Below are 26677 nucleotides of genomic sequence, written 5' to 3'. Positions count from 1 at the left end.
TATGTGCCAGTGCCAGCAAACCGCAACAGCAGAACCGCAGCAGGACGTGGTCGAAAACCGCCTGCTGCCCAAGGCCTACACCATTCTGGCCATCGAGCGCCACACCGAGCTGGAGTGGAACTTTCGGGTCTCCCGAGACTTTGATGTCCACTACGGCCAGTTTGTGGAGCTCTCCCTGCCCACCGTCGGCGAAGCGCCCATCTCGGTCTCCGACTATGGCGATGGCTATGTGGATCTGTTGATCCGCAAGGTCGGCAAGGTGACCGATGCGCTGTTTGCCCTCGATGTGGGCGACAAGGTGTGGATGCGCGGCGTCCACGGCAACGGCTATCCGCTGGAGACCTACCGCAACCAGCACCTCATCGTGGTGGCGGGCGGTACCGGCGTCGCGCCGGTCAAGGGGCTGCTGCGCCGCTTCAGCAAACACCCGGAAGAGGTGAAATCCCTCGACATGATCCTCGGCTTCAAGAACGAGCAGGCGGTGCTCTATCGCCACGAGATGCCGCTCTGGGCCGAGCAGCAGAACCTCATCGTCACCCTGGACGAGGGCAAGGAGAGCGAGCAGTTTCGCATCGGTCGGGTCACTGACTACATCGACCAGCTGGATCTCGCAGACAAAGAGGATATCCAGGTAATCGTGGTCGGCCCCCCCATCATGATCCGCTTCGTGGTGCTCGCCTTCCTCGAGCGGGGCATCCCCAAGGATCGCATCTGGGTCGACTACGAACGCCGCATGGCCTGCGCCGTGGGCAAGTGTGGCCACTGCCGGATGGGCGACACCTATATCTGCGTGGATGGACCGGTCTTTCGTTTTGACCAGGCCCAGCATCTGATCGACTGAGGGAGAACACCATGAGTCTCGATATCGACATCATCAAGGCCCGCGCCAAGAACGAATACCGCCTCTCCAAGGTGCGCGGCGAAGCGATGATCAGCGTACGCATTCCCGGCGGGATCATGCCCGCCCACCTGCTGGCGGTGGCCCAGCAGATCGCCGAACAGTATGGCAACGGCCTGATCCACCTCACCACCCGCCAGAAGCTGGCGATGCCCGGCATCAAGTATCAGGACATGGACAAGGTCAACGCCGCCCTCGAACCCTTTATCAGGGAGATCGAGGTGGAGACCTGCGGCATCGAGGTAGAGGACACTCAAGCCGGTTACCAGACCATCGGCGGGCGCAACATCGTTGCCTGTCAGGGCAACACCATCTGCCAGAAGGGCAATATCGACTGCACCGGGCTGGCCCAGCGGATGGAGAAACACCTCTACCCCAACCCCTATCACCTCAAGATGGTGATCGCCGGTTGTCCCAACGACTGCGCCAAGGCCAACATGGCCGACTTCGGCATCCTCGGCATCGCCAAGATCCACTTCAATGCCGAGCGCTGCATCGGCTGCGGCGCCTGCGTCAAGGCATGCAGCCACCACGCAGTGGATTGCCTCGCCATCAAGCATGGCAAGGCGGTAAAGGAGGAGAGCAAGTGCATCGGCTGTGGCGAGTGCGTGCTGGCCTGCCCGACCCTGGCCTGGCAGCGGGATCCCAAGCAGCTCTACATGGTCAAGCTGGGGGGGCGCACCAGCAAGAAGACTCCCCGTACCGGCAAGCTGTTCCTCAACTGGGTGACCGAAGAGGTGCTGCACGCGGTGATCAAGAACCTGTTCGAGTTCGAGGCCGAGATGCTGGATGGCAAACCCATCTACCTGCACATGGGTCACCTTATCGACCGGGCCGGTTATCACAAGTTCAAGGAGCGGGTGCTGCGCGGCGTCACCCTCAACCCGGAAGCCATGGTCGCTGACCGCATCTTCTGGGCCGAAGATCAGTACGTCGCCAACATGCACGTCAAAGCGGTGCAATAGGAAAAACCTCGTTTGGGGAAGCGTGATCAAGTGGCCGACACCGGTGGGGATCTGTCGTTGGCCCGAGCGTAGATCACCCTTCCCCTTTTTTATTCCCGTCGGGGGATCTTTCCCCCGACCATCCGGGGTACGTCACGGCGTGCCCTGCTATCTCGCCCGGCGCGGCATTGCGAGCGGGCCAGCATCCGGAGCCTGTTATGGACTTTCTCCCTCTCTTCTGTCAGCTGCAAAACAAGCCGGTCCTGATCGTCGGCGGCGGTGAGGTGGCGGTGCGCAAGGCGCGCCTGCTGCTCGATGCCAAGGCGAAGATCACCATCAATGCCCCCCATCTGGAACCCCTGCTGATGAGCTGGGCCGAGCAGGGACTGCTGACCGTCTGCGCCGCCGACTTTCACCCAGAGCTGCTCGATGGTAAGTGGCTGGTGATCGCCGCCACCAACCAGCAAGAGGTCAACCAGCAGGTCTTTCATGAGGCGAACCTGCGCCAGATCTTCTGCAATGTGGTGGACTCCCCGGCCCACTGCAGCGCCATCATGCCCGCGATCATTGACCGCTCGCCGCTGATGGTGGCCATCTCCAGCGCAGGCGCGGCGCCGGTTCTAAGCCGCCAGCTGCGGGAAAAACTTGAAGCGTTGCTGCCGCAACACCTCGGCCAGCTCGCTGCGCTGGCGGGCAAGCTGCGCGAGCGGGTCAAGGCCATTCCTGACAAGCTGGCCCGCCGTCGCTTCTGGGAGCGGCTCTTTAGCCACGATCGCCTCGCCCGCCAACTGGCCCGCGGCCAGCAGCAGGCTGCCGAGCAGAGCGTCGCCGAGCTGCTCGATGAGCAACCGCAGAGCAAGGGAAGCGTCACCCTGGTGGGCGCCGGCCCCGGCGATGCGGGGCTGCTCACCCTGAACGGCTTGCAGCAGCTGCAACAGGCGGATGTGGTGGTCTATGACCGGCTGGTGTCGCAGGAGGTATTGGCGCTTGTTCGCCGGGATGCCGAGCGGATCTTTGTTGGCAAGGAGGCGGGCCGCCACTGTGTGCCCCAGCAGGCGATCAACCAGCTGTTGCTGGAGCAGGCGCAGCTGGGCAAACAGGTGGTCAGGCTCAAAGGGGGCGATCCCTTTATCTTTGGCCGGGGCGGCGAGGAGCTGGAAACCCTGGCCGAGGCGGGCATCCCCTTCTCGGTAGTGCCGGGCATCACCGCCGCATCGGGCTGCGCCGCCTACAGCGGCATTCCCCTCACCCACCGCGATCATGCCCAGCGGGTGCAGTTCATCACCGGTCACGACAAGGAGGGCAATATCGCCCAGGAGTGGTCGGCGCTGGCGGCCCCCCGCCAGACTCTGGTGTTCTACATGGGGCTGGCCCACGCCGCCCGCATTCAGGATGCGCTGCAAACCCACGGTATGCCCGGTCACACCCCGGTGGCGCTGGTAGAGCAAGGCACCCAGCTCAGTCAGCGGGTTGTGCGCGGCGAGCTGCAGCAGTTGGCCGAACTGGCCCGTCAGGTGAAGAGCCCGAGCCTCATCATCATCGGCTCGGTGGTCACTCTGGCCGACAAGCTGGACTGGTATGGGGAAGCCAACGCCATCCACGGCATCTAACCCCGCACGGCTATCACCCAATAGAGACAACAAAACAGAGAGCGGCCATGCCGCTCTCTGTTTTTTGCATCAATGACCAAGCCGTGGCACGGCGTGTCTGTTACTCGAGCCGGATGGGGCCGGTATTCTGAACATCGCTGTCATTCCAGTCGCTCTCATCGCGAATACGCGGATCCCCCTGCAAGGTGTAGAGGATGGTGCCCTGACGAAACTGCAGCGCGCCATCGGCCCGTTTCGCCTTCACCTTGACTCCGTTGACCCACACCTGCTCCTTGCCATCCACCTGAATATTGGCCACCGTGGCGCCTGTCTCGCGGTTTTTGGCGATCCACTTGCCCTGATAGGGCGAGTCCCCCTTGGCCATCGGCAGTGCGGCGGCCTTGCCCGCCGACCAGGCGTGCACGGTGCAAAAGCCGTGGGCCCGGCGATCATGCTTGATGACGTAATCCAGGGTGGGTTCGCTGGCGGGCAGATCGAAGGTGATCCCGATGACCACCTTGCCGTTTGTGGCCGAATAGGCGGCGGGCGCCAGTGTTTTCAGGGTCGCCTTCTTGCCATTGATAAAGACGTTGCCCCCTTGTGACTTGACCCGGATATCGGTGGGACAAGTGGCGCTGAAATTGGGCAGCGCCGCGAGGGCACTGCCGGCATGAGCGGTCATGGCCAACATGACAAGGGTCAGCAGAGCAGGTTTTTGATTCATAGTGATACGCCTTCAAAAGAAGATAACCTCGTCCGTGAGCGGTGTCGTTCCTGATGGCGGCACTCTAGCTTGACCCTCTCGGGCTACCCAGTTAAAAAAAATAAAACCGGTCAGTGGAATTATTAATAAATATAAATATTTAAAATCAATAGGTTGAGTGACAACCCCGCCAGCCGCCACGTATCAGACAGGCAATAAAAAAGTCGATAACCCGGTTATCGGCTCATTGCCCATGAAGACGCTGGAGCCCGATCAGACCACCACGGCGGTGCCACTGATGCTGACCATCAGCATGCTGCCATTTTGCCCCACCACCTCGTAGTCGATATCGATGCCGACCACTGCGTTGGCACCAAGGGCCGCTGCGCGCTCTTTCAGCTCATCGAAGGCGATCTCGCGTGCACGGGCCAGCTCTTTTTCATAGGCGCCGGAGCGGCCGCCGATGATGTCACGGATCCCGGCGAAGAGATCCTTGAAAATGTTGGCGCCGAGAATGGCTTCGCCAACCACGATGCCGCGGTATTCACGAATGGTTTTGCCTTCCAGCGTGGGGGTCGTCGAGAGGATCATCTTGAACTCCTGTGAGTAGCATAAGGGCTCAGACTACCCCAACTGCCCGAAAATCCCAACCGGGTGGTGGTCTGTACGACGCCGTCCTTAAAAATCACGACAGCCAGATAAAAAAACACCGCGCACGGGGCGCGGTGTTTGTTTCAGAGGGCCATTGCCAACGGCAAGCCGTCACGGATTGTAAGAGACCACCGAGCCACTGAGACCGGTCATCTGGGAGATCCGCCCCTGCATCCCTTGCAGTTTGGCCTTGGAGACATCCGGCCCGATAAAGACACGGTTGAGCTGACCCTGCACCGGTGTGCGCGGCGAAGTGTGGGCAGAGTAGCCCGCCGCCCGCAGCTTGCTCACCAGCGCGTTGACGCTGTCGACGTTCTTGAAGGCGCCAAGCTGAAGGATCCAGCTACCCTGGGCCGGTGCCGCAGCAGGCGCGGGTGTGGTCGGCTGGGTCATCTTGCTTTCAATCAGATCGTCGAGGGACTTGATCTGACCCGCCTGCGGCTTGGTCGGTGCGGGCGCCTTGGCCACTTCAACCGGTTTGGCTGGCGTCGGCTTGGGTGCTGGCTTTGGCGGTTCGACCGGTTTTTTGGCCACCACTTCCGGCTTGGGCTGTGGCTTGGGTTGGGCATTCTGTTGCGGCTGAACCGGTGCCGGTGCGGCAGGGGTTGTCGCCGGCTGCCCGCCGTTGCCCTGACCGGCGAGGGTCATGGGGTCAGCCACCTCTTCCACTTGCCACTGCTGTGCCGCAGAGGCCTGTTGCTGGCTGGCCAGATGATCGGCTGGCAGGCTGCTGGCTGCCGAGACCTGCAGCGCAGGCTTGGCAGGCTCCAGCTCAGGGCGCAGCGGGATCTTGGCAAAGGCCTCCTCCTTTTGTGCCAGCTTGTGACCATCCAGCAAGTCCGGCAGGAAAATAACAACCAGGGCCACCAGGATGACGGTGCCCACCAGACGGTTTTGAAACTTCGAGGCCAAGTTGAATCCTACCTTTACGTAACTCAATATGCGATTTGGCTCCCCGCCCGAAGACCGGGGAACCGGGGTGTGGCCTAGACGGCGACACCCGCCAGAATGTCGGCGACAGTGTAAAACGAACCAAACACAATGACCATATCGTCCGGACTCGATGCGGCCAACGCTGCCTGATAAGCGGCGCTGACATCATCAAACTCTCTGGCAGGCCCCTTGCCCTCCCCCAACGCCGCAGCCAGTTGCGCAGCGGTGGCGGCGCGCGGGCCGGTGAGGCTGGCCAGATACCACTCGCCGATCAGACCATCGAGTTCGGCAAGGGATCCCGCCATGTCCTTGTCTTTGAGCATGCCGACCACGGCGCGGCGCACACCCGCGCAGGGCATCTTGCGCAATTGCGCTGCCAGATAGGCCGCCGAATGGGGGTTGTGGGCTACATCGACGATCACCAGCGGCGCACTTTGCAACTGCTGCATCCGGCCAGCCAGCCGGGCATTGGCAAGCCCGTCACGAATGGCGGACTCCGGCAGCGGCAAGCCGAGGGATTCCAGCGCCGCCAGCACGGTCACCGCGTTCATCAGCGGTAGCGCCGGTTTTGGCAGATCCCGCCACTGGTTGAGGCCGTGATAATCCCAACCGCTCTCGTGCTCATCGCCACGAAAATCGATACCGACCTGACGCAGGTTGGCGCCAAGACGCTGTGCTTCGCTCGCAATAGTCGCTGGCGGATTGGGCTCACCGCTGATGGCGGGTTTACCGGTGCGATAGACCCCCGCCTTCTCCACCGCTACCGCTTCGCGGGTATCACCCAGCCAGTCGCAGTGATCGAGGGCAATGGAGGTGATCATCGCCACATCGGACTCAACCACGTTGGTGGCGTCGAGCCGACCACCCAGCCCCACTTCCAGCAGCAGCACATCGGGGGCGGCGCGGCAGAAGAGCCACAAGCCAGCCAGGGTGGCGAACTCGAAGAAGGTAAGGGCAATCTCGCCGCGGGCCGCTTCCACCTCGGCAAAAGCGGCGCAGTGATCGCTGTCGGGCAGCTCTTGCCCGTTGACCCGCACCCGCTCGGTAAAGCGCAGCAGATGGGGCGAGGAGTAGACGCCGACCTTATAGCCTGCGGCCATCAGAATGCTGGCCGCCATGGCACAGCTGGAGCCCTTGCCGTTGGTGCCCGCCACCGTGATCACTTTGAACGGCAGCTGGGTAAGCCCCATACGCCGAGCGACAGCACCGACCCGATCCAGCCCCATGTCGATATTGACCGGATGGATCTGCTCCAAATAAGAAAGCCAGTCGACAAGCGACCGGCTTTGGGATTGTTGCATGTTTGAACTCATCTTCACTCTTCGATGACGTGAGTATTCAGCATTTTGGCGAGCAGGCTGGCCAGACGGTTACGCATTTCGCGGCGATCGATGATGATATCGATGGCACCCTTTTCCAGCAGGAACTCGGAGCGCTGGAAGCCTTCCGGCAGTTTCTCGCGCACGGTCTGCTCGATAACGCGCGGGCCGGCAAAGCCGATCAGCGCCTTGGGCTCGCCCACGTTGATGTCACCCAGCATCGCCAGACTGGCAGAGACGCCACCCATGGTGGGGTCGGTCAGCACGGAGATATAGGGCAGGCCCGCCTTGGTGAGTCGGTCCAGCGCAGCACTGGTCTTGGCCATCTGCATCAGGGAGAAGAGGGCTTCCTGCATGCGAGCACCACCAGAGGCGGAGAAGCAGACCAGGCCACGGCCTTCTTTGATGCACTCCTCAACGGCGCGCACGAAGCGGGCACCGACCACGGAGGCCATGGAGCCACCCATGAAGGAGAATTCGAACGAACAGGCGACAACCGGTACCCCTTTGAGGGTCCCTTTCATCACCACCAGCGCATCTTTCTCCGCCGTCTCTTTCTGAGCGGCAGACAAACGATCCTTGTAGCGCTTGGAATCCTTGAATTTCAGTACATCCTGCGGCTCCAGCTCGGCACCGATCTCGGTACGACCCTGCTCATCGAGGAAGCTCTCGAGACGGGCGCGGGCGCTGATGCGCATATGATGATCACACTTGGGGCACACTTCGAGGTTGCGCTCCAACTCTGCCCGGTAGAGCACCTGTTCACAAGCACTGCACTTGGTCCACACCCCTTCCGGAATGTTGTGACGACGGGGCGCAGTGATCTTGCTCTTGGGAAGAATCTTCTCAAGCCAGCTCATGGAATTCCTTAATGCTTTTGTGCCTGACAAAACGCATCGAGCCTAGATTGTTCAATGACTTAATAGCTCGATGGCAACAAATGACGGGTCATTAAACCACAATTTTTCGGGCGCAGTTACTAAAAACTGGTCGTACCCGGTGCCGAGTCCGGCAGCCACAGCGGGCCGAGCGGCAACTGCGGCAGAGCAAACTCGGCCGGGTAATCCACGTCGACCAGATAGAGGCCACCGGCCTTGGCGGTCGGTCCGGCCAGATTGCGATCCTTGGCAGCCAGCACCTCGGCAATCCACTCCACCGGTTTGAGCCCCTGCCCCACCAGCAGCAGGGAGCCGGTGATGTTGCGCACCATATGGTGCAGGAAGGCGTTGGCCTTGATGTCGAGCACGATGTAGGGGCCGGAGCGGCTGACACACAGATGGGTCACATTGCGCCACGGGGTGTTGGATTGGCAGGCGACGGCACGGAAGGTGCTGAAGTCGTGCTCCCCCAGCAGGCTCTGGCCCGCTTGGTGCATCAACTCGGCATCGATGGTCTCGTGGTAGTGGCTGACGCCACTGCCGAGGATCGCCGGCCGGTAGTTGTGGTTGTAGATGACATAGCGGTAGCGACGGGCGGTAGCGCTGAAGCGGGCGTGGAAGCTCTCGTCCACCTGCTTGACCCAGCGCACGGCGATATCCGGCGGCAGGTTGGAATTGAGCCCCAGGGTCCAGGCCCCTTCGGCACGGTTCGCCTCGGTATCGAAGTGGATCACCTGACCGGTCGCATGGACACCGGCATCGGTGCGTCCGGCACACTGGATGGAGACAGGGTGGTTGGCGATCCGGCTCAGCGCCGTCTCCAGTTCAGCCTGCACGCTGATCACTTCACGCTGACGCTGCCAGCCGAAATACCGGCTGCCGTCATATTCAATACCTAGGGCAATTCGCATGGATAAACTTGTCTTGTTGTGAAAACGCAGTGAAAGAAACGGGGCGGATTATACGCGCTCAGCCCGAAAAGTCCCACCACACGCGCAATTGGCCTGGATAGCGAGCCTGCACGGCCATGATCCCCCATCGCAAATCGCCAAAATATGAGGGGCAGCCTGCTGGCTGCCCCCATTTTGCTGATCCCGTGATGGGAAATCCTTTAGCCCAACCGCTTGAGCAACTTCTCGGCTTCGGCGCGCTGGTGATCGCTGCCCTGCTCCGCCGCCTCTTGCAGCAGCTCGCGGGCGCTATCCTTGTCGTCAATCTCGAGGTAGGCACGAGCCAGATCCAGCTTGGCACCCACACCGCCGTCGTCGGCATCCACGTCAAATCCGGTGGATTCCGGCAGCACCTCGGGGAAGCCATCGAGCCCCACATCCAGCGAGAAGCCCTGATAAGGCTCCTGCTCCGGCGCGGTGGCATCTGCTTCGGCCAGCAGCTTGTCGATCTCGACGTAGCCACTCTCCTGTGCCTGCTCACGGGGCTGGAGATCTGCCGGATGAGATTCCACCTCGGCGAACGCATCTTCGAAATCGGAGAGCGCCAGCTCGTTGGGATCCCACTCCAGATCCAGCTCCGCTTCTTTCGCCTTGACAGGCTCAAGACCGAGCTCGGCCAGCATGGCATCCGCACTCTCGTCAGCGTCCTCTGCGGCACTGAGATCAATGGCGTTATCATCTTTGCCAGCAGCAGGCTCGTCGAGGGCACTGTCGAAATCGCCGAGATCGAAGCTCGCCAGATCGTCGTCAGCGGCGCCGACTTCGTCGATGGAGCTCAAATCGGGCTCGAGGTCGGCGGAGAGATCCGCATCCAGCTCGGCAAACAAGGCTGCCTGCAGCTCCTCTTCGCTCATGATCTCGTCAGCGGCCTTGGGCTTGGGATTGAACTCGCTGGCCAGATCCATGGCGGGCTCGTTGGCCAGCGCGATGGGCTCATCCAGCGAGAGATCGAGATCCGGCACCAGATCCGGGTCACGACTGGCTGGCTGGGCCGCCATCCGCTCGGGCTCAAAGCCCTGCAGCTCCATCTCACCGTCGTCGCTGAACACCAAGTCGACATCCGGCTTGGCGGCCGGCTCGTCAGGCTCCATCGGCATAAAGCCATCCGGGGTGTTGAGATCCGGCACCGGGCGCACCGGCTCGTTGTCGGTCACATCGACGCTCAGCAGATCATCAAACTCGCTCTGCTCCTGATCCATCATCATGGCGGTGGATTCGGAGAGGCTCTTCTCCTGCTCTTCCAGTTCGCGGCGAGCACGGGCACGCAGCCACAGAGTCACCAGCGCCAATACCAGCAGCACCGGCAGCAGGATGATCATGGCGAGGTTGAGCGGTGAGGAGAGCAGATCCATCAACCAGTTTTTCTCAGGCTCAGGCTCGGCTGCCACCGGCGGGACCGGTTGCGCCTTGAGCTCGGCAATCTCTTTTTGCAGCGCGGTCTGATCCTGCAGCTGGGCCTTGAGGGTCTCCACCTCTTCGGTCAGGGATTGCAGACGCAGCTTGAGCCTGTGGTTCATCTCGGTCACCTGGCCGAGCTGGGCATTGGCATCTTCCAGTGCCAGCGCCATCTCGGTAGCCGGTTTGCCCACCGGTTTATCCAGATCGGAAGGCAGAGGCGCCGGGGTGGTGCCTTCTGCAGCGCTAGGAGCAGGTGCTACCGCCTCTTTCGGCGCAGGCTCGCTCAGCTTGGCCACTTCTTTGGTTTCAGCAGCCGGTTGCGGTGCCACCACCGGGGCGGGAATGGGGGCGGCTTTCGCCACTGGCAGCGGCGCAGGCGCAGCCTTCACCGGCTCGGTCTTGGTGGCTTCCACCTTCGCGGGTTTGGCGGCAGCCGGCTTGGCTGTATGGGCCTGCTTGTCAGCCAGATATTTGGGGCTTAACCCCTTCCAGCTGGCGTTGTCGCTACGGAACTTGGCGCGGGCCTCGGCATCAGTGATGACGCTCGCCTCGGCCGCGGTCGGCAGCAGAATGCGGGATCCCACCAGAATGTGGTTGATATTGCCATCGGCAAAACTGCGGGGGTTTTTCTCGTAAATCGCCACCATGGTCTGGTAGACGCTGACCCGATTGGAGGGGCGATATTTGCTCGCCAGGCTCCAGAGGGTATCGGTCGGACGAACAGGGCCATAGCTACCGGCATTGGCAGTGACCTGACGCACCACCGGCTGGGCGGTTGTACGCACCGGTTGCGCGACGGGTCTGGCGACCGGCTGCGCCAGCGGCTGGGAATTGACGGCGGGAGGTGCGGGTTCGTCAGGGCCTTTTAGCTCGACAAAAAAAGGCTCCCGCGCCGAGTCTTCAGCCTGGACGGTGCCCAGCAGACCCAATGCGAGTAGCGTTGCCAATGTTATGCGGGAATGTCCCATATTCGTTCCTTCGTATGACGGCCCTATCACATTGAAAAATCTGGATAGTTACCCCAAAACAGTCGGTTCAATATAAATCAGGCTCGCCTGGCAAGCCAGCAGTCCGACACATTTAGCACCCAACTTGACCCTGAGTGTAGGAAAAAACTTAATCAGTTGATATCGCAACAGAATCTTGAAGTGACGGAGTGCGGCATGGGTCACACCCCGGTTTGATCACAGGCCGGATGCGCAGCACTCCCTGCTGCGCATCTGTGGCATCTGACCAGCCTTACAGATAGTCGCGAACCAGCAGCTCGGCAATCTGTACACTGTTGGTTGCCGCGCCCTTACGAACGTTATCGGCCACGATCCACATATTGATACCACTTGGATGAGAAATATCCTGGCGCACCCGACCCACCAGCACCTCATCCTTGCCGGTTGCATCACGCACCGGGGTCGGATAGTCCCCTTCGTCATCAAACAGGGTCACACCCGGCGCATTGCGCAGCAGATCCTTGACCTGTTCGGCATCGAGCGGCTGGTGCAGTTCGACGTGTACCGCCTCGGCGTGGCCGTAGAAGACCGGCACCCGCACGCAAGTCGGATTCACGGCAATGCTGGCATCGCCGAGGATCTTCTGGGTTTCCCATACCATCTTCATCTCTTCACGGGTGTAGCCGTTGTCAGTGAAGCTGTCGATCTGCGGGATCAGGTTAAAGGCGATCTGTTGCGGATAGAGGGTCGGTTCCACCGGACGACCGTTGAGCAGATGAGCGGTCTGACCCGCCAACTCGCTGACCCCCTCTTTGCCGGAGCCTGACACGGATTGATAGGTGGCCACGTTGATGCGGGCAATGCCCACTTCGTCGTGCAGCGGCTTCAGGGCCACCAGCATCTGGATAGTGGAGCAGTTGGGGTTGGCGATGATGTTGCGATTGCGAAAATCGGCCAGCGCATCCGGGTTCACTTCCGGGATCACCAGCGGGATATCTTCGTCGTAACGGAAGCAGGAGGTGTTGTCGATGACGATGCAGCCGTGTTCGGCAGCAATCGGCGCCCACTTGGCAGAGACCTCGGCACCGGCGGAGAAGAGTGCGATCTGCACCTGGCTCCAGTCAAACTCCTCCACATCGAGGATCTCGAGGTTCTTGCCGCCAAAGCGCACGGTATCACCGGCGCTGCGGCTGGAAGCCAGCGGATAGAGGGTCGCTACCGGAAATTCGCGCTCTTCCAGGATCTCGATCATCGCCTGACCCACGGCGCCGCTGGCACCCAATACCGCTACGTTAAACTGCTGGCTCATTCTGTTCTCCTCTGATAATGCTGCAATGGCGCCGGGTGGCACCATGGTCGGCAGGCTCCCGCACTGCGAGATAACGCTGCCTGATATGGCTGAGCTGGCGCAGTAGCATCTGCGCCAGCTCAGTAAAAAAATGGGGGCGAGGTAGCCAGTACGGCTCACCCCTTCCGGTTATCTTCCAACTCCTAGGCCCCGATTCAGGGGCGTGACAGCGCAAATCCCAGCTCGCCCAGCGCCTGGTCGGCAAACGCCCCCTCGATCTGCAGGGAGGATAGTTCACGGCGCTCGGGGTAGTGTTTGCGCTGCTCGTCAAAGCTACCGGGCAAGCCGAGTCGGGCCCGGAAACGGGCATCATCGCGACGCACGTCATAGACCAGATGCACCAGCTGCTTGATCAACGCCTGATCCGGTGCGCGGCCCGGCACCACCGCCTGCACATCGGGGGCTGGCAGGAGCTTACTCAAATCCTGACGAGGCTGGCGTCCCAACTGCTGGCAGAGCGCCTGATAGAGCATCCAGGTACCGCGGGCCTTCCCCTCCAGGCTGTAACCGGCAATATGGGGGGTGGCAATCTCGATATGGGGCACCAGCGCAGCCAGTGGCTCGGGCTCGTTCTCCCACACATCCATCACCAGTCGCAACGGCTTATCGCTCAGCTGGCGTGCCAGCAGGGCCCGGTTATCCCACACCTCGCCACGGGAAGCATTGATCAGGATCTGCCCGGCAGGACGGGCGGCAATCTGCTCGGCATCGAGCAGATGGTAGGTGGCATCCTGCCCTTCGCGGGTGATGGGCACGTGGAAGCTGACGATATCGGCGCCAAGGGCGGTCTGATAATCGACAAAGCCCGCATCAGGATTATCCCGCGCCCTGGGCGGATCGCAGCGCAGTACCCGCATGCCGAGCGCTTGGGCCTTGCCAGCCACGCACTCGCCGGTATTGCCCGCGCCAATCACCGCCAGCGTCATGGCCGAGAGGTCGAGTTCGTAACGCTCCGCCAGCACCAGCAGGGCGGAGAGCACATAATCCCCCACCGAATACTTGTTGCAACCGGGGGCGCTGAAGAAGGGAATATTGCGGCTTGCCAGCAGGGCTTTGTCCACATGATCGGTGCCTATGGTGGCGGTGCCGACAAACCCGAGTTTGGGGCTGGTCGCCAGCAAATCGCCGTTTACGCGGGTGACCGAACGCACCAGCAGCACATCGGCATCCAGCAGATCGTGGGCCTGCATCTGCCGTCCGGGCAAGGCGATCACCTCGCCAAATTCGGCAAACAGCTCCACGGCATGGGGCATATTCTCATCAACGACTATCTTCATCGGGCTCTCTTTGGTCACAACCGCCACGGGGGCGCCATTCTAGCGCAAAGCCGCCCGAGATTTCAGCCTGTGATGCAATCCGGCGCGAAACGGGACCACATTGCGCGGCAGCCGCTCCATCCGCCCGCTCAAAAAGAGGATGTCGCCACAAATGTGTAAGCAGAGGTAACAAACGTGCTGCTCGGCTTTGTCCGGGCATGTCACGGTGGCACAATGCCCCTCTTTATTCGCGATCGCCCATACCCACCATGCCGCCACACGCTTCGTCGCTCCCAATGTCAACCGCTTCACTCACCCGCAGTCAGGTGCTTGGCTTCACTGCCCTGTTGATCCTGCCCCTGCTGCTGCTCGCCACCCTGCCCTGGCAGCCTTTTCTGACCGGCTCCCTGCAATCAGGCTGGTTATGGTGGTCATACGCCCTCACCCGCATGGTCGATATTCCCGGGATCGGGGTCAGTGGCGCCCTCTTGCTGTTGCTGACCCGCTACAAACTGAAACTGGAGCTGACTCCCTTTATTGCGCTGGGATGCGCGCTGGCAGCCCTGCTCGCCAGCGACTGGGTGCTCAAAAGCCTGATCAAATACCTGACCGAAGAGCCCAGACCCTATCTGCTCTGGCTTGAAAGTCAGGCGCTGATCCCGGCCATCAAGCACTTCTACGCCAGTAGCGTCGATGTGCGCAGTGAACAGGTTCACGCCGCCAGCCAGTTGCTGGCCCTGCCAGAGTGGCTCGGCCACCACTGGCAGGACGAGGTGAACTACGCCTTCCCCTCCGGCCACAGTATCGCCGCCATCAGCCTGGCCCAGTTCTTTGGCCTTATCTGGCTGGCCCGAGCCCCCACGGGCGTCTGGCTGCTGCCGTTGTGGGCGCTGGGGGTTGGTCTGTCGCGCATGGTAATGGGAATGCATTGGCCGGTGGATGTGCTGGCCAGCGCCCTGTTAGGCACGCTCACGGCGCTGATTGCCGCCCGTTGGTGGCTGCACAGATATTGAATCCGGCGCCACCTTGCCGCAGCCGACTGCGTGGGATGGGGGACAAGCCTGTGCTTTTTTGCCATAATGCCGCCTCATTTTATCCCGACCGAGATCCCATGACCGACGCAGTTCATACCCTCAAGGGCCGTTTCCGTGGTTTTTACCCCGTCGTCATCGATGTTGAAACAGCCGGGTTCAACGCCAAGACCGATGCCCTGCTCGAAATCGCGGCTTACACCCTGAAAATGGATGAGCAGGGCTGGCTCGTTCCCGATCAGGTATTCCACTTTCATGTCGAGCCTTTCGAAGGGGCCAACCTGGAAAAGGCCGCGCTGGAGTTCACCGGCATCGACCCCTACAACCCGTTGCGTGGCGCTGTCTCGGAAAAAGAGGCGCTGACCGAGATCTTCAAGGGGATCCGCAAGGGGATGAAGGAGCAGGATTGCGGCCGCGCCATCATAGTGGCCCACAACGCCACCTTCGATCACGGCTTCGTGATGGCGGCAGCCGAGCGGGCTGGCCTCAAGCGTAATCCGTTCCACCCGTTTGCGACCTTCGACACCGCAGCTCTCTCCGGATTGGCGCTGGGTCAGACCGTGCTGGCCAAAGCGTGCCAGAGCGCCCGCATCCCGTTTGACAATAAAGAGGCGCACTCAGCCCTCTATGACACCGAACGCACCACAGAGCTGTTCTGTCATATCGTTAATCGCTGGAAGAGCATGGGGGGTTGGCCGCCAGCGCATCCGGATGATGACACAACCGATGCCCCTGCCGACGATGAGGGACAAGAATAAACGGATGAAGGCTGCCACTGGCAGCCTTCGCTTTTTGGGGACGTGATTGATTGCTCAGCGCACCGGAAATCGCTATCAACGTCACTATCCACCGCTGCGTACGGGATGCACGGAGACAAACAGGTCACAAACCCTCATGTTGAGCAACCTTGTGCCACATGCTGCTGCGATATGAGGGGTTTGACTGATTTTTTTCTCGACATTTGTCACATTTTTCGCAAACTAACTCCCCTTCACATGACAGACAGCAATAACAAACTATAAGGAAATCAAATGAATCCAGTTGTTATCGCAGTCGGGCTGATGCTGGTGCTCAGTCTGCTGCGGATCAATGTGGTGGTCTCGCTGGCGCTGGGGGCCATTGCTGGCGGCCTGGTCGGTGGGCTGTCGTTGACCGATACCCTCACCACCTTCAGCGGTGGCCTGGGCGGTGGCGCCGAGATTGCCCTCTCCTACGCCATGCTGGGCGCCTTTGCGGTTGCCATCTCCCGCTCCGGGATCACCGACCTGCTGGCCCGCAAGGTGATCAACCAGTTGGGCAAGGATGCCAGCTCGACCCGCATCATGTGGGTCAAAACCCTGCTGCTCTCTTCCGTGCTGGCCGTGGCGATCTCCTCCCAGAACCTGATCCCGGTTCACATCGCCTTTATTCCCATCCTGATCCCGCCGCTGCTGCATGTGATGGCGCAGATGCAGATCGACCGTCGTCAGGTGGCCTGTGTCATCACCTTTGGTCTGACAGCTACCTATATGGTGCTGCCGGTCGGCTTTGGTGGCATCTTCCTGAACAATATTCTGGCCAAGAACCTGATCGATAACGGCGTGCCCATCACCACCAGCCAGATCCCGCTGGCGATGGCCATTCCGGTTGCCGGTATGGTACTGGGCCTGCTGATTGCGGTATTCATCAGCTATCGCAAACCGCGCCAGTACGATCTGGCCAAGATCCTGGATGCCGAGCCCGAAGCGGTCGAGCTCAACCTCACCCACATCTGGGTGGCTCTGCTGGCCATTGGCGTAGCGCTGGGGCTGCAACTGATGACCAACAGCATCGTACTGGGTGCGCTAGCCGGTTTTGTCATCTTCACCTGCGGCGGCGTCATCAAGTTTCGCGAAAGCCAGGATGCCTTCACTCAGGGGGTGCGGATGATGTCGCTGATCGGCTTCATCATGATCTCTGCCGCCGGTTTTGCCGCGGTGATGAAGGCAACTCACGGTGTCGACTCTCTGGTTCAGGTGGTCGCCTCCGGCATCGGTCAGCACAAGGGGATCGCCGCCTTCCTGATGCTGCTGGTGGGTCTGCTCATCACCATGGGGATCGGTTCTTCCTTCTCCACCGTGCCCATCATCGCCACCATCTATGTGCCGCTCTGTCTGCAGCTCGGCTTCTCACCAATGGCGATCATCGCACTGGTTGGTACCGCAGGCGCGCTGGGGGATGCGGGTTCACCGGCCTCCGACTCGACGCTGGGCCCCACCTCCGGCCTCAACGCAGATGGTCAGCACGACCATATCTGGGACAGCGTGGTGCCCACCTTTATTCACTACAACATCCCGCTGGTGATCTTCGGCTGGATTGCCGCCATGGTGCTCTGATAGCCCTTCAGGCTGCGAACTCTGCACGTCACAATGCACAACAAGAAGGCGACCTGATGGTCGCCTTCTTGTTGTATTCGACTAGATAAACAACAGCACGTTAGCTTGTGGTGACGGTGAAAAGGTACCGCTCGCTAACCCAGCGCAACCTCCTGCATGATGCTCCGATAGATAAAGTAGCGATGGCAGAACAGCAAAAAGTCCGGTGATGCATCCGATCGGTTGAGTTGATATGATGAACTCTTTTGAGACCGACAGCTTCATGGCATCCATCACCATTCACTGTCCTCGTTGCAACTCTGACCACGTATATCGCCATGGTAAGACCCCTGCCGGCCATGTTCGCTATCGTTGCCCCGTCTGTCCGCACGTGTTTCAGCTCACCTACACCTATGAAGCCCGCAAGCCTGGCGTCAAAGACAAGATTGTTGATAGGCGTTCAACGGCTCAGGTGTTCGTGATACTGCTCGCGTGCTCAAGATTGGTATACCGTCATACGCGCCTTAAAAAACTCACCCCAAGGCAAGTAACCTCCGAAAAGGTGGTGCTCGATGACGTGGCGCTTATCTGTGAACTTGATGAACAGTGGGCCTATGTCGGCAATAAACAGCATCGACATTGGCTTTGGTATGCCTTTGATACCAAGAGAAAACGAGTCGTGGCATATACCTTTGGCCCACGCAACGATGAGACATGCCGTCACTTGCTGAGCCTGCTTTCTCCGTTCCAGATAGGCTTTATAACCAGTGATGACTGGGGAAGCTATGCCAGAGAGGTGCCGAGTGAGATGCATCTGACCGGGAAGTGTAGTGGTCTAATCATCCCGGACACCATTTTAGGTGGTACAGTCGCCACCATGACCTGAGGTGTTCAATGACAAGATTACGTCGCTCATTTACTGCCGAATTCAAACTCGAAGCCGCATCCTTGGTGCTCGACCAAGGATATTCTGTCCCTGAAGCCAGCCGTTCACTGGATGTCGGTGAAACCGTTCTTCGCCGCTGGGTTCAGCAGCTCCAATCCGAACGCTGCGACACAACCCCAATCAGCAAAGCACTGACACCGGAACAGCAGAAAATCCAAGAGCTGGAAGCCCGTATCAACCGGCTCGAACGTGAAAAGGACATTCTAAAAAAGGCTACTGCTCTCTTGATGGCGGACGAGTTCACACGTACGCGCTGATAGACCGATTAAGGGAGCAAGCCCCCATCACCCTGGTCTGCTGCGCCTTCGATGTGCCCACTTCCTGTTTTTACGATTATCTGGCCCGTAGGCGGGCGATTAACCGTGAGCGCATGCAACAGCGCTGTGAGTTGCGCCGGTTGTTCAAAGCGAGCAGGGATTCGGCTGGCAGCCGCGCCTTGATGTCGATGATGCGGGAGTTGGGGTATCAGATTGGTCGATTCAAAGTACGTAACCTGATGAAGGAAGCCGGGCTGGCATCCAAACTGCCGGGCGCACACCGCTATAAGGTGGCACAGTCTGAACGACCGGACATTCCCAACCTGCTGGCCCGCGAATTTGATGTTCCGCAACCCAATCAGGTGTAGTGATATCAGCTATGTCTGTGCAGGTGGTCGTTGGCATTACCTGGCAGCGGTGCTTGACCTGCACACCCGGCGGGTCGTGGGCTGGGCGATGTCTGATAAACCTGATGCAGAATTGGCAATCAAAGCACTGGAGATGGCCTATCAGCAGCGGGGTTGCCCATCCGGTGTGCTATTTCACTCTGACCAGGGCAGCCAATATGGCAGTCTGGCATTTCGGCAACGACTGTGGCGCTATCGCATGACCCAGAGCATGAGTCGTCGTGGTAACTGCTGGGATAACGCCCCGATGGAGCGATTGTTCAGAAGCCTGAAGTCAGAGTGGCTCCCGGCTATGGGATATATGAGCTTGCGGCAGGCAAAGCGGGATATCAGTTACTACCTGATGGATTACTACAACTGGCGGCGTCCACATCAACACAATGACGGAATACCGCCAGCAAAAGCCGAGACTCGGCCTAACCAAGTGTCCGGATTTAGTTGACCACTACAAGGCGGTTCCAGGCAATATCAAAACGCTTGTTCATCTCTTTCTGACTGGTCGAACCGGTGCGATAGAGAGAGAGCGCCTCATCAAAGCCACGGATTTCCAGCTCCAGCTGCGCCAACGCCCAGGCGGAGAGCTGGGTATAGCGAGTCACAGCATTGAATGCACGGTCATAGTTCCAGACCGACCAGATGGCGACCCCCAAAAAGGCAGTCACCATCAGGATCAAGCTCAGAAACTTGCCGCGCAGCATCTTATTTGCTCTCAATCGCCGTCAGTTGCCACACCATCCGGCTGTGATAGAGCTCCTTGTCCAGCTCCGGATGATCAGAGAGGGGATAGATGATCCAGAGCGGCCCTTTGTTGCGCAGGGTCAACGCCTTGCCATCCTGCTTCTCGGCCAGCAATACCGCATATTTATCCCCACCTTCCAGCGGCACCGCCGCCCAGTAGTCATTGATGGCGACCGCCTTGACCTCCCCACTCTTGAGACCATACATCTTGACCAAGTCTCGCAGCAGCACGCCACGATAGGTGTGATCCCCCTCGGTCCACGGGGTCTGGGGCTTGACCTCTGTCTGAGGTAAGGCCTCAAACTCGGCCCGGGTCAACACGACCTCCCCTTTACCATTGCAACAGCCATCCCCCTTGATCTTGAGGAAGGGATCATCAGCCAACACCATGCCAGAAACGAGACAGCCGGATAACAGCAGCATCCTGCCAAGCCATCCACCCATGATAGACCTCCGTATCGTACTGTTTGTTTTATTGGTTTCACTCTGCCCAGCGACATGGCAACGGCAGAGTCACAATGCAAAACAATGTTGCTACAACCAGCTCACCACATCAGGCAACCAGCATCAGGCTGTACCCGAATGCCACCAAAAGCATGGCATCCAGGCTCCGAATGTCACAACTGCATCGGAAAATATTCATGTCCCTTTGGCTCTCGACCTAGGTTGTGGAACAGAAATATGACCCCACAAAGGCAAACTGACGGTACAGTCCCTATCGCAGATACAAAAAAAGGCCGCTCAATGAGCGGCCTTCTTCATAACGGGATCAGCAATCAGCTTTCGCGACGCTTGCCACCGAATTTGCGATCTTTGTTGAAGCCACCTTCACGGCGCTCCCCGCTCTTGTTGAACGGACGGTCACCCTGGGGACGGCGATCCTTGTTGAAAGGACGGTCGCCACGGAACGGACGATCACCACGGGGCGGACGGCTGCTGGTGTTGCCACCGGCCGGCACTTCGGTGTAGCGGGTGATTTGCAGCGGACGCTGGCAAACACGGGCTTTCTTGATCACTTCCAGTACATCGGCGGTCATGCCTTTCGGCAGATCGACGGTGGAGAAGTCATCAGCGATGTCGATGTTGCCGATGAAGCGGCTCTCGATGTTCGCTTCGTTGGCGATGGCGCCTACGATCTGGCCCGGCTTGACGCCGTGATGGGCACCCACGTCTACGCGATAGCGCTCCATCTCCACATCCGGGTTGTCTTTCAGCGGACGCGGTTCGAGGGACGGCATGCGACGGGCAGGACGATCGCCACGGTCACCGAAGTCACGACCGCCACGGTCGTTGAAGTCACGGCGCTCGAAGCCACCACGATCGTTGCCAGCATTCAGCAGCGGATCCGGAATGGAGTCATCCAGTAGCAGCGGTTGGTCACCCTGTACCAGCTTGGCCAGTGCGGCAGCCAGCTCCAGCGGATCGGCAGAATCCTCTTCGATCAGCTCGTTTACCAGGTTGTGGTAGATCTCGAGCTCTTCACCCATCATGGTTTCGCGGATGCGCTCTTTGAACTTGGCCAGACGATGCTGGTTGATGTCCTCGGTGCTCGGCATCTTCATCGGCTCGATGGCCTGACGGGTTGCGTGCTCGATGGCGCGCAGCATACGACGCTCGCGCGGAGCGACGAACAGGATGGCTTCGCCTTTACGACCAGCACGACCGGTACGACCGATACGGTGAACGTAAGATTCGGTGTCGTACGGAATGTCGTAGTTCACTACGTGAGTGATGCGCTCAACGTCCAGACCACGGGCGACAACGTCGGTGGCGATCAGGATATCCAGCTGGCCTTGACGCAGTTTGTCGACGGTACGCTCACGCAGTTTCTGCGGGATGTCGCCGTGCAGCGCTTCACAGGCGTGACCACGGGCGGCCAGCTTGCCAGCCAGCTCTTCGGCAGCGTTCTTGGTACGCACGAACACCAGCAGGGCTTCGTAGGATTCCACTTCCAGCAGACGGGTCATGGCGTCCAGCTTGTGCAGACCGGTTACCTGCCAGTAGCGCTGGCGAATAGTGGTAGCGGTAGCAGTCTTGGAGGCGATCTTGATCTCTTTGGGCTGCTTCAGGTGCTTCTGGGCCACGCGACGGATCTGCTCCGGCATGGTGGCAGAGAACAGGGCAACCTGACGAGTGCTCGGGCACTGCTCCATGATCCAGTCAACGTCGTCGATGAAGCCCATACGCAGCATTTCATCAGCTTCGTCCAGTACCAGTGCTTTCAGGCCGGAGAGGTCCAGGTTCTTGCGACGGATCAGGTCCATCACGCGGCCCGGAGTACCGACGACAACCTGGGCACCGCGACGCAGGGCGCGGGTCTGGGTTTCGTAGGAGGCACCACCGTAGATCGGCAGTACGTGGAAATCAGGCATGTGGTGGGCGTAGCGTTGGCACGCTTCAGCCACTTGCAGCGCCAGTTCGCGGGTAGGCGCCAGCACCAGGATCTGGGTGTTGCGGTTACCAGCTTCCAGACGAGACAACAGAGGCAAGGCAAAAGCAGCGGTCTTCCCTGTACCGGTTTGCGCCTGCCCCAGCAGATCGTGTCCCGCCATCAGGTGGGGAATTGCTGCGGCCTGGATCGGTGACGGGCGCTCATAGCCCACGTCCTGCAGCGCTTTCAATACAGGCGCGGCCAGTCCAAGCTCACTAAAAAGGGGCAGTTGTTCGGTATCAGACATAGATTCTTCCAGATTAAGGCAGGCGGCTAACACCGCGGAATAGCAAAAAGGCGGCGATTATAGCGCCACTTTGTTCTGCTGTCTTGAAAAATGTGATAAGCCTCTCAAGACGTTGGCAATTATAGAGGGATCTGACGAGTATGGCTTGCTTATTTTGCACTCATAGTGCGTTATTGCAGATCACTCCTCGCTGGAGTCCTTGCCCCGCTTGTGTTTGAGCACCGCCATGGTCAGTCGGCTGGTGCACAATACACGCTCACGTTCGTCCCGAATTTCAATCTGCCACACCTGGGTCGTTGCTCCCAGATGGAGCGGCGTGCAACGCCCGGTCACCACCCCTTCCCGTTTGGCTCGCAGATGGTTGGCATTTACCTCCAGCCCCACACAGTAGCTATCTGGCCCGACCGCCATGTTGGCGGCAATCGAGCCCAAGGTTTCCGCCAGCACCACGGACGCGCCACCATGGAGCATGCCAAGGGGCTGGTGCGTACGGTGATCCACTGGCATGGTCGCTTCCAGCCAATCGGCGCCAAAAGCGGTGTAGACGATATCGAGGTGGGCCATCAGGGTGTTGCGAGAAGTGGCGTTGAGCCCCTCCAGACTCATGGGTTTACGCCAGATGGGCGCAATATCGTGACTCATTGCGAGCAGACTCCTTATGTAAGCGATGAATGCGTACCGATATGGGTGAAACTCCCTCCATCGGCAACATGGTTCGGTTATGTGAGTTGTTGGTTACCGGGTAACTTGGTAACAACGCAGCCCCGGCCCAGCGCTGCGTGTTACACAATCATGTCCTTGAGCGGGATGTCACCAGGGGTAGGTAACGCCGGGCCACTCGGACCAAGGCACATCTCGCCCCGGCAGGCGAGGGGCTGACCACTGCCACACCCTGGCGAGCCAGTCGCGCAGCTGAATCTCCAACTCCTCATCCGTGATGGGCGCCTCGGCCACCTTCCAGAAGAAGAGCTCCACCTCTACCTCCGGCAGCACCGAGGGGTAGAGATAAACCCCGCCCCAAAATTGCGGCTCCCGATCTGGGCTCCAGAGGCCATAGGCAAAGGAGCGCTTGGCCAGAAACTCCGACTGCTGCCACTCCAGATCTCCTTCGTGCTGGCTCAGGCTGAAGTTGGCTGAGGGCCAGAGATCGTGCGGGCGAAACAGCTGATGGAGCTGCTCGCGCTCGCGCAACATGGCAACAAACTCCACCACCGCCTGAGCAGGAGTGGCGGGTAACAGCAAGAAACGTGGATGCCGATAGGCCTTCGGCACCCGAAACCGCTTGGGAAACGTCAGCATCAGAGCAGCTCCAGCAGGGCTTGCAATGGATGTTTGAGCTTTTCCCCCTCCATCCGCTTGACCTGACTGCGGCACGAATAGCCGGTCGCCAGACAGCGTCCCTTGGGCAGATGAGCGAGTGGCTCGGCCCAGCTCAACCCATAGATGCCCTTAGAGTTCTCCACCTGTTTGACGTCGTGACCATAGGTGCCCGCCATACCGCAACACCCCACAGAGACCGGCTGCAAACTGGCCCCGAAGCGGCCAAACAGGGTGCTCCAGTCACCGTGAGTGGAGGGCTTGGCGGTCTTCTCGGTGCAGTGGGCAAACAGATACCAGGGCTCACTCCCCTCCTCGCTCTTTGCCTTGTTGGCGCTAGCAGGCAGTTGATCTGCCGGCAGCGAGAGCAGCCACTCCTGTGGCAGCAACACCTGAAAATCACCGCGAGCCGACCCCAGCGCCTTGGCATACTCGTCGCGATAGCAGAGCACCATGGCCGGATCCACCCCCACCATGGGAATGCCAAGCGCCGCCACCTTGTTGAGGAACTGGGCGCTGTTGGCAGCAGTGCGGGCAAAGGCCCGCAGGAACCCCTTGATATGCTGGGGCTTGCCGTTGGGTTTAAAGGGCAACAGATAGGGCTGGAACCCAAGCTTGCTGGCGAGTTTCACCAGGTCGCGCACCACGGGGGCGTCGTAATAACTGGTGAAGGGGTCCTGCACGATGAGCACCACCTGCTTGCGCTGCTCGGCGCTCATCCGCTCCAACCCCGGCAGATCAAAATAGCGGGCACGGTTGTCGTGCAGGCTCTCGGCCAGGGTCGGCACCGAGAGCAGCGGCACATCGACCATGCCGATGCTCTTCTCGGTCGCCTTCTGGGCCCACTCTTTTTCGAGGAAGAAGTTGACCAGCTTCGGCGCCTTGGCGAGCAGCGGCGCATAGCTTTCAACGGTGCCGACGAAGTAATCCTTCGGCGCACGCAGGTAGCGGCCGTGGTAGAGCTGCATAAAGCGGGCGCGAAAATCGGGCACATCCACCTTGATCGGGCACTGGCTGGTGCACGCCTTGCAGGCCAGACAGCCCGCCATCGCCTCCATCACCTCGTGGGAGAAGTCATACTCGCCGCGCTGTTTGGCCCAGCTGTTGCGCACCTTGTCCACCAGCTGTTTGAAGCGCACACCACCGGATTGCAGCGCCACCTCTTCCGCCAGCGGGTCAAAGCCCTGCTCCGCCAGCTGACGCAACCATTCACGCATCAGGCCCGCCCGCCCCTTGGGGGAGTGGCGACGATCACGGCTGATCTTGACCGAGGGACACATGGGCGAGTCGGTCTCGAAGGTGAAGCACAGACCATTGCCGTTGCAATCCATGGCGCGGGTGTAGCTGGAGCGCACCGCGAGCGGGATCTGGCGGTCATACTTGCCGCGCTTGGGCCCATCCACCGACACCAGCTCGGCGCCGCTACCGTAGGGGATACAGATCTTGCCCGGGTTGATGCGGTTGGTCGGGTCGAACGCCCCCTTGACCCGCTGCAGCTCTTCCCACAGCTCGCCAAAGAAGGCGGGGCTGTATTCGGAACGAAAGCCCTTGCCATGCTCCCCCCACATCAAGCCGCCATATTTGGCGGTGAGCGCCACCACCTGATCGGAGATGCGGCGCAGCAGCACCTCCTGCTCGGGATCGCACAAATCCAGCGCCGGGCGCACGTGCAGCACACCGGCATCGACGTGGCCGAACATGCCGTAGTCGAGGCCGTGGGCATCCAGCAGGGCGCGAAACTCCATGATGAAATCGGCCAGCGACTCTGGCGGCACGGCGGTATCTTCGGTGAAGGCTACCGGCTTCTTGCGCCCTTCGGCGTTGCCCAGTAGCCCCACCGACTTCTTGCGCATGGTGTAGATGGTTTCGATGCTCGGCAGGTGGTCACACACCTGATAGCCGATGATCCCGGCTTCACCCTTGGCCAGCAGACCGTCGATACGGCGACAGAGCTCAGCTACCTTGGCCTTGTGTTCTGCCTCATCGGTATCGGCAAACTCGACGATGTTGAGCCCCTGCAGATCCTTGCCGGGCACATCCTGAATAAGTTCTTTCACCGAATGCCAGATGATGTCGGCACGGGCCAGCCCGAGCACCCGGGAATCCACCGTCTCCACCGACAGCGCCTGGGCCTGCACCATAAAGGGGGCGTTGCGCAGGGCGGAGGGGAAGCTGTCGTACTTGACGTTGACGAGAGTGCGATAGCGCGGAATGCGTGTGATGTTGAGTTTGGCTTCGGTGATAAAGCCGAGAGACCCTTCAGATCCGCACAGCACCCGGCTCACATCCAGCGTGTCGGTATCGGGTTGATAGAGGTGCTTGAGATCGTAGCCGGTCAGAAAGCGGTTGAGCTTGGGGAAGGTCGCCTCGATGTCGGTGCGGCGCTCCTTGCCGATGCGATAGAGGGTGCGATAGATCTCCCCTTCCCGATTCTCCAGCGCCAGCTTATCGGCCAGTCGCTCACCGGTCAGCGGCTCGGTCGCCATGATGTCGCCATTCTCCAGCACCGCTTTGAGACCCAGCACGTGATCCGAGGTTTTGCCGTAAACGAGGGACCCCTGCCCCGAGGCGTCGGTGTTGATCATGCCCCCCAAGGTGGCGCGGTTGGAGGTGGAGAGATCCGGCGAGAAGAAGTAGCCGTGGGGCTTGAGATAGGCGTTGAGCTGGTCTTTCACCACACCGGCCTGGGCGCGCACCCACCCCTCATCCAGATTAATTTCCATGATCTGGTTCATATAACGGGAGAGATCGACGATAATGCCGCCGCCCAATGACTGACCATTGGTGCCGGTACCGCCACCGCGAGGGAAAAAACTCAGGGAGGCGAACGCCGGCTCTGCGGCCAGCTTGAGCATTGCTGCTATGTCGTCCGCACTGCGCGGATAGAGAACCGCCTGAGGTACTACCTGATAGACGCTGTTATCCGTCGCCATCGCCAACCGGCTTGCATAAGACTTTTCGATATCACCACGAAATGCGCTGCGCTCTAGCAACTCAAGAAACTGCAGGGTTGCGGGTGACAAACTGTCCTGGTAATCGAGTCTCGGGATCATGAATCCTTGTTCCCATCCTTTGCTTGATGCCGGCACGCCGGCGACAACGACTGGCCAGCCGCCTGTCAATGGCAGTCAGGCCAGTCCGCTCACATGTGAGCGG

21 protein-coding genes and 2 pseudogenes are annotated in these 26677 nt (G+C 60.1%); 8 read left to right on the top strand and 15 right to left on the bottom strand.

What is annotated here, in order from left to right:
- Position 1 precedes the first annotated feature (1 nt).
- The 3 genes from asrB to cysG all read left to right on the top strand — a co-directional run bounded on the left by asrB (position 2) and on the right by cysG (position 3452).
- Positions 2–841 carry an anaerobic sulfite reductase subunit AsrB gene (gene asrB / locus ACTG2S_RS10195; RefSeq protein WP_439982440.1) on the top strand — a complete coding sequence of 280 codons (840 nt, stop codon included), beginning with the start codon at positions 2–4 and terminating at the stop codon, positions 839–841.
- 11 nt (positions 842–852) lie between these two features.
- Entirely contained in the window at positions 853–1863 is a 1011-nt protein-coding gene (gene asrC / locus ACTG2S_RS10190) for a sulfite reductase subunit C (protein ID WP_123173271.1), read from the top strand.
- Between the two features lie 197 nt (positions 1864–2060).
- Entirely contained in the window at positions 2061–3452 is a 1392-nt protein-coding gene (cysG, locus tag ACTG2S_RS10185) for a siroheme synthase CysG (RefSeq protein ID WP_274160413.1), read from the top strand.
- A gap of 100 nt (positions 3453–3552) precedes the next feature.
- Here the strand turns inward: cysG and ACTG2S_RS10180 are convergent, their stop codons facing one another.
- The 9 genes from ACTG2S_RS10180 to ACTG2S_RS10140 form a co-directional block, all read right to left on the bottom strand.
- The gene (locus tag ACTG2S_RS10180) at positions 3553–4155 is read right to left on the bottom strand and encodes a hypothetical protein (RefSeq protein WP_088869211.1); all 603 of its coding nucleotides are present in this window, start codon (positions 4153–4155) and stop codon (positions 3553–3555) included.
- A 252-nt stretch (positions 4156–4407) separates the two neighbouring features.
- Positions 4408–4725: a heavy metal-binding domain-containing protein gene (locus ACTG2S_RS10175; protein ID WP_005333757.1), complete on the bottom strand. Its 318-nt coding sequence runs from the start codon at positions 4723–4725 to the stop codon at positions 4408–4410.
- A gap of 171 nt (positions 4726–4896) precedes the next feature.
- Positions 4897–5697, bottom strand: a complete 801-nt coding sequence (gene dedD, locus ACTG2S_RS10170; protein ID WP_110303917.1) for a cell division protein DedD — start codon at positions 5695–5697, stop codon at positions 4897–4899.
- A gap of 74 nt (positions 5698–5771) precedes the next feature.
- A complete protein-coding gene (gene folC, locus ACTG2S_RS10165; protein WP_201950525.1) occupies positions 5772–7031 on the bottom strand; it encodes a bifunctional tetrahydrofolate synthase/dihydrofolate synthase in 1260 nt (419 codons plus the stop codon).
- Positions 7032–7033: 2 nt separating this feature from the next.
- Entirely contained in the window at positions 7034–7897 is an 864-nt protein-coding gene (gene accD / locus ACTG2S_RS10160) for an acetyl-CoA carboxylase, carboxyltransferase subunit beta (RefSeq protein ID WP_005333765.1), read from the bottom strand.
- Between the two features lie 119 nt (positions 7898–8016).
- Positions 8017–8826 carry a tRNA pseudouridine(38-40) synthase TruA gene (gene truA, locus ACTG2S_RS10155; RefSeq protein WP_040066446.1) on the bottom strand — a complete coding sequence of 270 codons (810 nt, stop codon included), beginning with the start codon at positions 8824–8826 and terminating at the stop codon, positions 8017–8019.
- Between the two features lie 200 nt (positions 8827–9026).
- Positions 9027–11231 carry a FimV/HubP family polar landmark protein gene (locus tag ACTG2S_RS10150; RefSeq protein ID WP_274160410.1) on the bottom strand — a complete coding sequence of 735 codons (2205 nt, stop codon included), beginning with the start codon at positions 11229–11231 and terminating at the stop codon, positions 9027–9029.
- A gap of 271 nt (positions 11232–11502) precedes the next feature.
- The gene (locus ACTG2S_RS10145; protein WP_005344937.1) at positions 11503–12519 is read right to left on the bottom strand and encodes an aspartate-semialdehyde dehydrogenase; all 1017 of its coding nucleotides are present in this window, start codon (positions 12517–12519) and stop codon (positions 11503–11505) included.
- A gap of 194 nt (positions 12520–12713) precedes the next feature.
- Positions 12714–13835 carry a 4-phosphoerythronate dehydrogenase gene (locus tag ACTG2S_RS10140; protein WP_274160409.1) on the bottom strand — a complete coding sequence of 374 codons (1122 nt, stop codon included), beginning with the start codon at positions 13833–13835 and terminating at the stop codon, positions 12714–12716.
- A 248-nt stretch (positions 13836–14083) separates the two neighbouring features.
- On the opposite strand from ACTG2S_RS10140, the gene ACTG2S_RS10135 reads away from it, so the two are divergent.
- The 5 genes and pseudogenes from ACTG2S_RS10135 to ACTG2S_RS10115 all read left to right on the top strand — a co-directional run bounded on the left by ACTG2S_RS10135 (position 14084) and on the right by ACTG2S_RS10115 (position 19230).
- Entirely contained in the window at positions 14084–14827 is a 744-nt protein-coding gene (locus ACTG2S_RS10135) for a phosphatase PAP2 family protein (protein ID WP_274160408.1), read from the top strand.
- Between the two features lie 98 nt (positions 14828–14925).
- Positions 14926–15603, top strand: coding sequence for a ribonuclease T (rnt, locus tag ACTG2S_RS10130; RefSeq protein ID WP_005333780.1), 678 nt, complete (start codon positions 14926–14928; stop codon positions 15601–15603).
- A 273-nt stretch (positions 15604–15876) separates the two neighbouring features.
- The gene (locus tag ACTG2S_RS10125; RefSeq protein ID WP_005361308.1) at positions 15877–17199 is read left to right on the top strand and encodes a Na+/H+ antiporter family protein; all 1323 of its coding nucleotides are present in this window, start codon (positions 15877–15879) and stop codon (positions 17197–17199) included.
- Positions 17200–17431: 232 nt separating this feature from the next.
- Positions 17432–18064, top strand: a complete 633-nt coding sequence (locus tag ACTG2S_RS10120; protein WP_274160407.1) for an IS1 family transposase — start codon at positions 17432–17434, stop codon at positions 18062–18064.
- An 8-nt stretch (positions 18065–18072) separates the two neighbouring features.
- Positions 18073–19230 (top strand): annotated as a pseudogene (locus tag ACTG2S_RS10115) (IS3 family transposase).
- A 1-nt stretch (position 19231) separates the two neighbouring features.
- Here ACTG2S_RS10115 and ACTG2S_RS10110 read toward each other — a convergent pair.
- The 6 genes and pseudogenes from ACTG2S_RS10110 to ydiJ form a co-directional block, all read right to left on the bottom strand.
- A pseudogene (locus ACTG2S_RS10110) lies at positions 19232–19486 on the bottom strand (putative bifunctional diguanylate cyclase/phosphodiesterase); the annotation flags it as partial.
- A 1-nt stretch (position 19487) separates the two neighbouring features.
- Positions 19488–19970 (bottom strand): molybdopterin-binding oxidoreductase, encoded by a 483-nt coding sequence (locus tag ACTG2S_RS10105; RefSeq protein WP_274160406.1) that lies wholly within the window; start codon positions 19968–19970, stop codon positions 19488–19490.
- A gap of 332 nt (positions 19971–20302) precedes the next feature.
- Entirely contained in the window at positions 20303–22204 is a 1902-nt protein-coding gene (locus ACTG2S_RS10100; protein ID WP_005337260.1) for a DEAD/DEAH box helicase, read from the bottom strand.
- Between the two features lie 180 nt (positions 22205–22384).
- Positions 22385–22846: a hotdog fold thioesterase gene (locus ACTG2S_RS10095; protein ID WP_257690299.1), complete on the bottom strand. Its 462-nt coding sequence runs from the start codon at positions 22844–22846 to the stop codon at positions 22385–22387.
- Between the two features lie 168 nt (positions 22847–23014).
- The gene (locus ACTG2S_RS10090; protein WP_274160405.1) at positions 23015–23503 is read right to left on the bottom strand and encodes a hypothetical protein; all 489 of its coding nucleotides are present in this window, start codon (positions 23501–23503) and stop codon (positions 23015–23017) included.
- Positions 23503–26574: a D-2-hydroxyglutarate dehydrogenase YdiJ gene (gene ydiJ, locus ACTG2S_RS10085; protein WP_439982434.1), complete on the bottom strand. Its 3072-nt coding sequence runs from the start codon at positions 26572–26574 to the stop codon at positions 23503–23505. The genes ACTG2S_RS10090 and ydiJ overlap by 1 nt, the downstream gene beginning before the upstream one ends.
- Positions 26575–26677: the final 103 nt, after the last annotated feature.

The sequence above is a fragment of the Aeromonas sp. 82P genome, assembly GCF_051919365.1.
In the GTDB taxonomy this organism is placed as follows: Bacteria; Pseudomonadota; Gammaproteobacteria; order Enterobacterales; family Aeromonadaceae; genus Aeromonas; species Aeromonas veronii.
This window is presented reverse-complemented; position numbering and strand designations above follow the sequence as displayed.

Coding starts and splice junctions, on each gene's coding strand:
- asrB (WP_439982440.1), top strand. CDS start 2: ATGTGCCAGTGCCAGCAAACCGCAACAGCAGAACCGCAGCAGGACGTG.
- asrC (WP_123173271.1), top strand. CDS start 853: ATGAGTCTCGATATCGACATCATCAAGGCCCGCGCCAAGAACGAATAC.
- cysG (WP_274160413.1), top strand. CDS start 2,061: ATGGACTTTCTCCCTCTCTTCTGTCAGCTGCAAAACAAGCCGGTCCTG.
- ACTG2S_RS10180 (WP_088869211.1), bottom strand. CDS start 4,155: ATGAATCAAAAACCTGCTCTGCTGACCCTTGTCATGTTGGCCATGACC.
- ACTG2S_RS10175 (WP_005333757.1), bottom strand. CDS start 4,725: ATGATCCTCTCGACGACCCCCACGCTGGAAGGCAAAACCATTCGTGAA.
- folC (WP_201950525.1), bottom strand. CDS start 7,031: ATGAGTTCAAACATGCAACAATCCCAAAGCCGGTCGCTTGTCGACTGG.
- accD (WP_005333765.1), bottom strand. CDS start 7,897: ATGAGCTGGCTTGAGAAGATTCTTCCCAAGAGCAAGATCACTGCGCCC.
- truA (WP_040066446.1), bottom strand. CDS start 8,826: ATGCGAATTGCCCTAGGTATTGAATATGACGGCAGCCGGTATTTCGGC.
- ACTG2S_RS10150 (WP_274160410.1), bottom strand. CDS start 11,231: ATGGGACATTCCCGCATAACATTGGCAACGCTACTCGCATTGGGTCTG.
- ACTG2S_RS10145 (WP_005344937.1), bottom strand. CDS start 12,519: ATGAGCCAGCAGTTTAACGTAGCGGTATTGGGTGCCAGCGGCGCCGTG.
- ACTG2S_RS10140 (WP_274160409.1), bottom strand. CDS start 13,835: ATGAAGATAGTCGTTGATGAGAATATGCCCCATGCCGTGGAGCTGTTT.
- ACTG2S_RS10135 (WP_274160408.1), top strand. CDS start 14,084: ATGCCGCCACACGCTTCGTCGCTCCCAATGTCAACCGCTTCACTCACC.
- rnt (WP_005333780.1), top strand. CDS start 14,926: ATGACCGACGCAGTTCATACCCTCAAGGGCCGTTTCCGTGGTTTTTAC.
- ACTG2S_RS10125 (WP_005361308.1), top strand. CDS start 15,877: ATGAATCCAGTTGTTATCGCAGTCGGGCTGATGCTGGTGCTCAGTCTG.
- ACTG2S_RS10120 (WP_274160407.1), top strand. CDS start 17,432: ATGATGAACTCTTTTGAGACCGACAGCTTCATGGCATCCATCACCATT.
- ACTG2S_RS10105 (WP_274160406.1), bottom strand. CDS start 19,970: ATGGGTGGATGGCTTGGCAGGATGCTGCTGTTATCCGGCTGTCTCGTT.
- ACTG2S_RS10100 (WP_005337260.1), bottom strand. CDS start 22,204: ATGTCTGATACCGAACAACTGCCCCTTTTTAGTGAGCTTGGACTGGCC.
- ACTG2S_RS10095 (WP_257690299.1), bottom strand. CDS start 22,846: ATGAGTCACGATATTGCGCCCATCTGGCGTAAACCCATGAGTCTGGAG.
- ACTG2S_RS10090 (WP_274160405.1), bottom strand. CDS start 23,503: ATGCTGACGTTTCCCAAGCGGTTTCGGGTGCCGAAGGCCTATCGGCAT.
- ydiJ (WP_439982434.1), bottom strand. CDS start 26,574: ATGATCCCGAGACTCGATTACCAGGACAGTTTGTCACCCGCAACCCTG.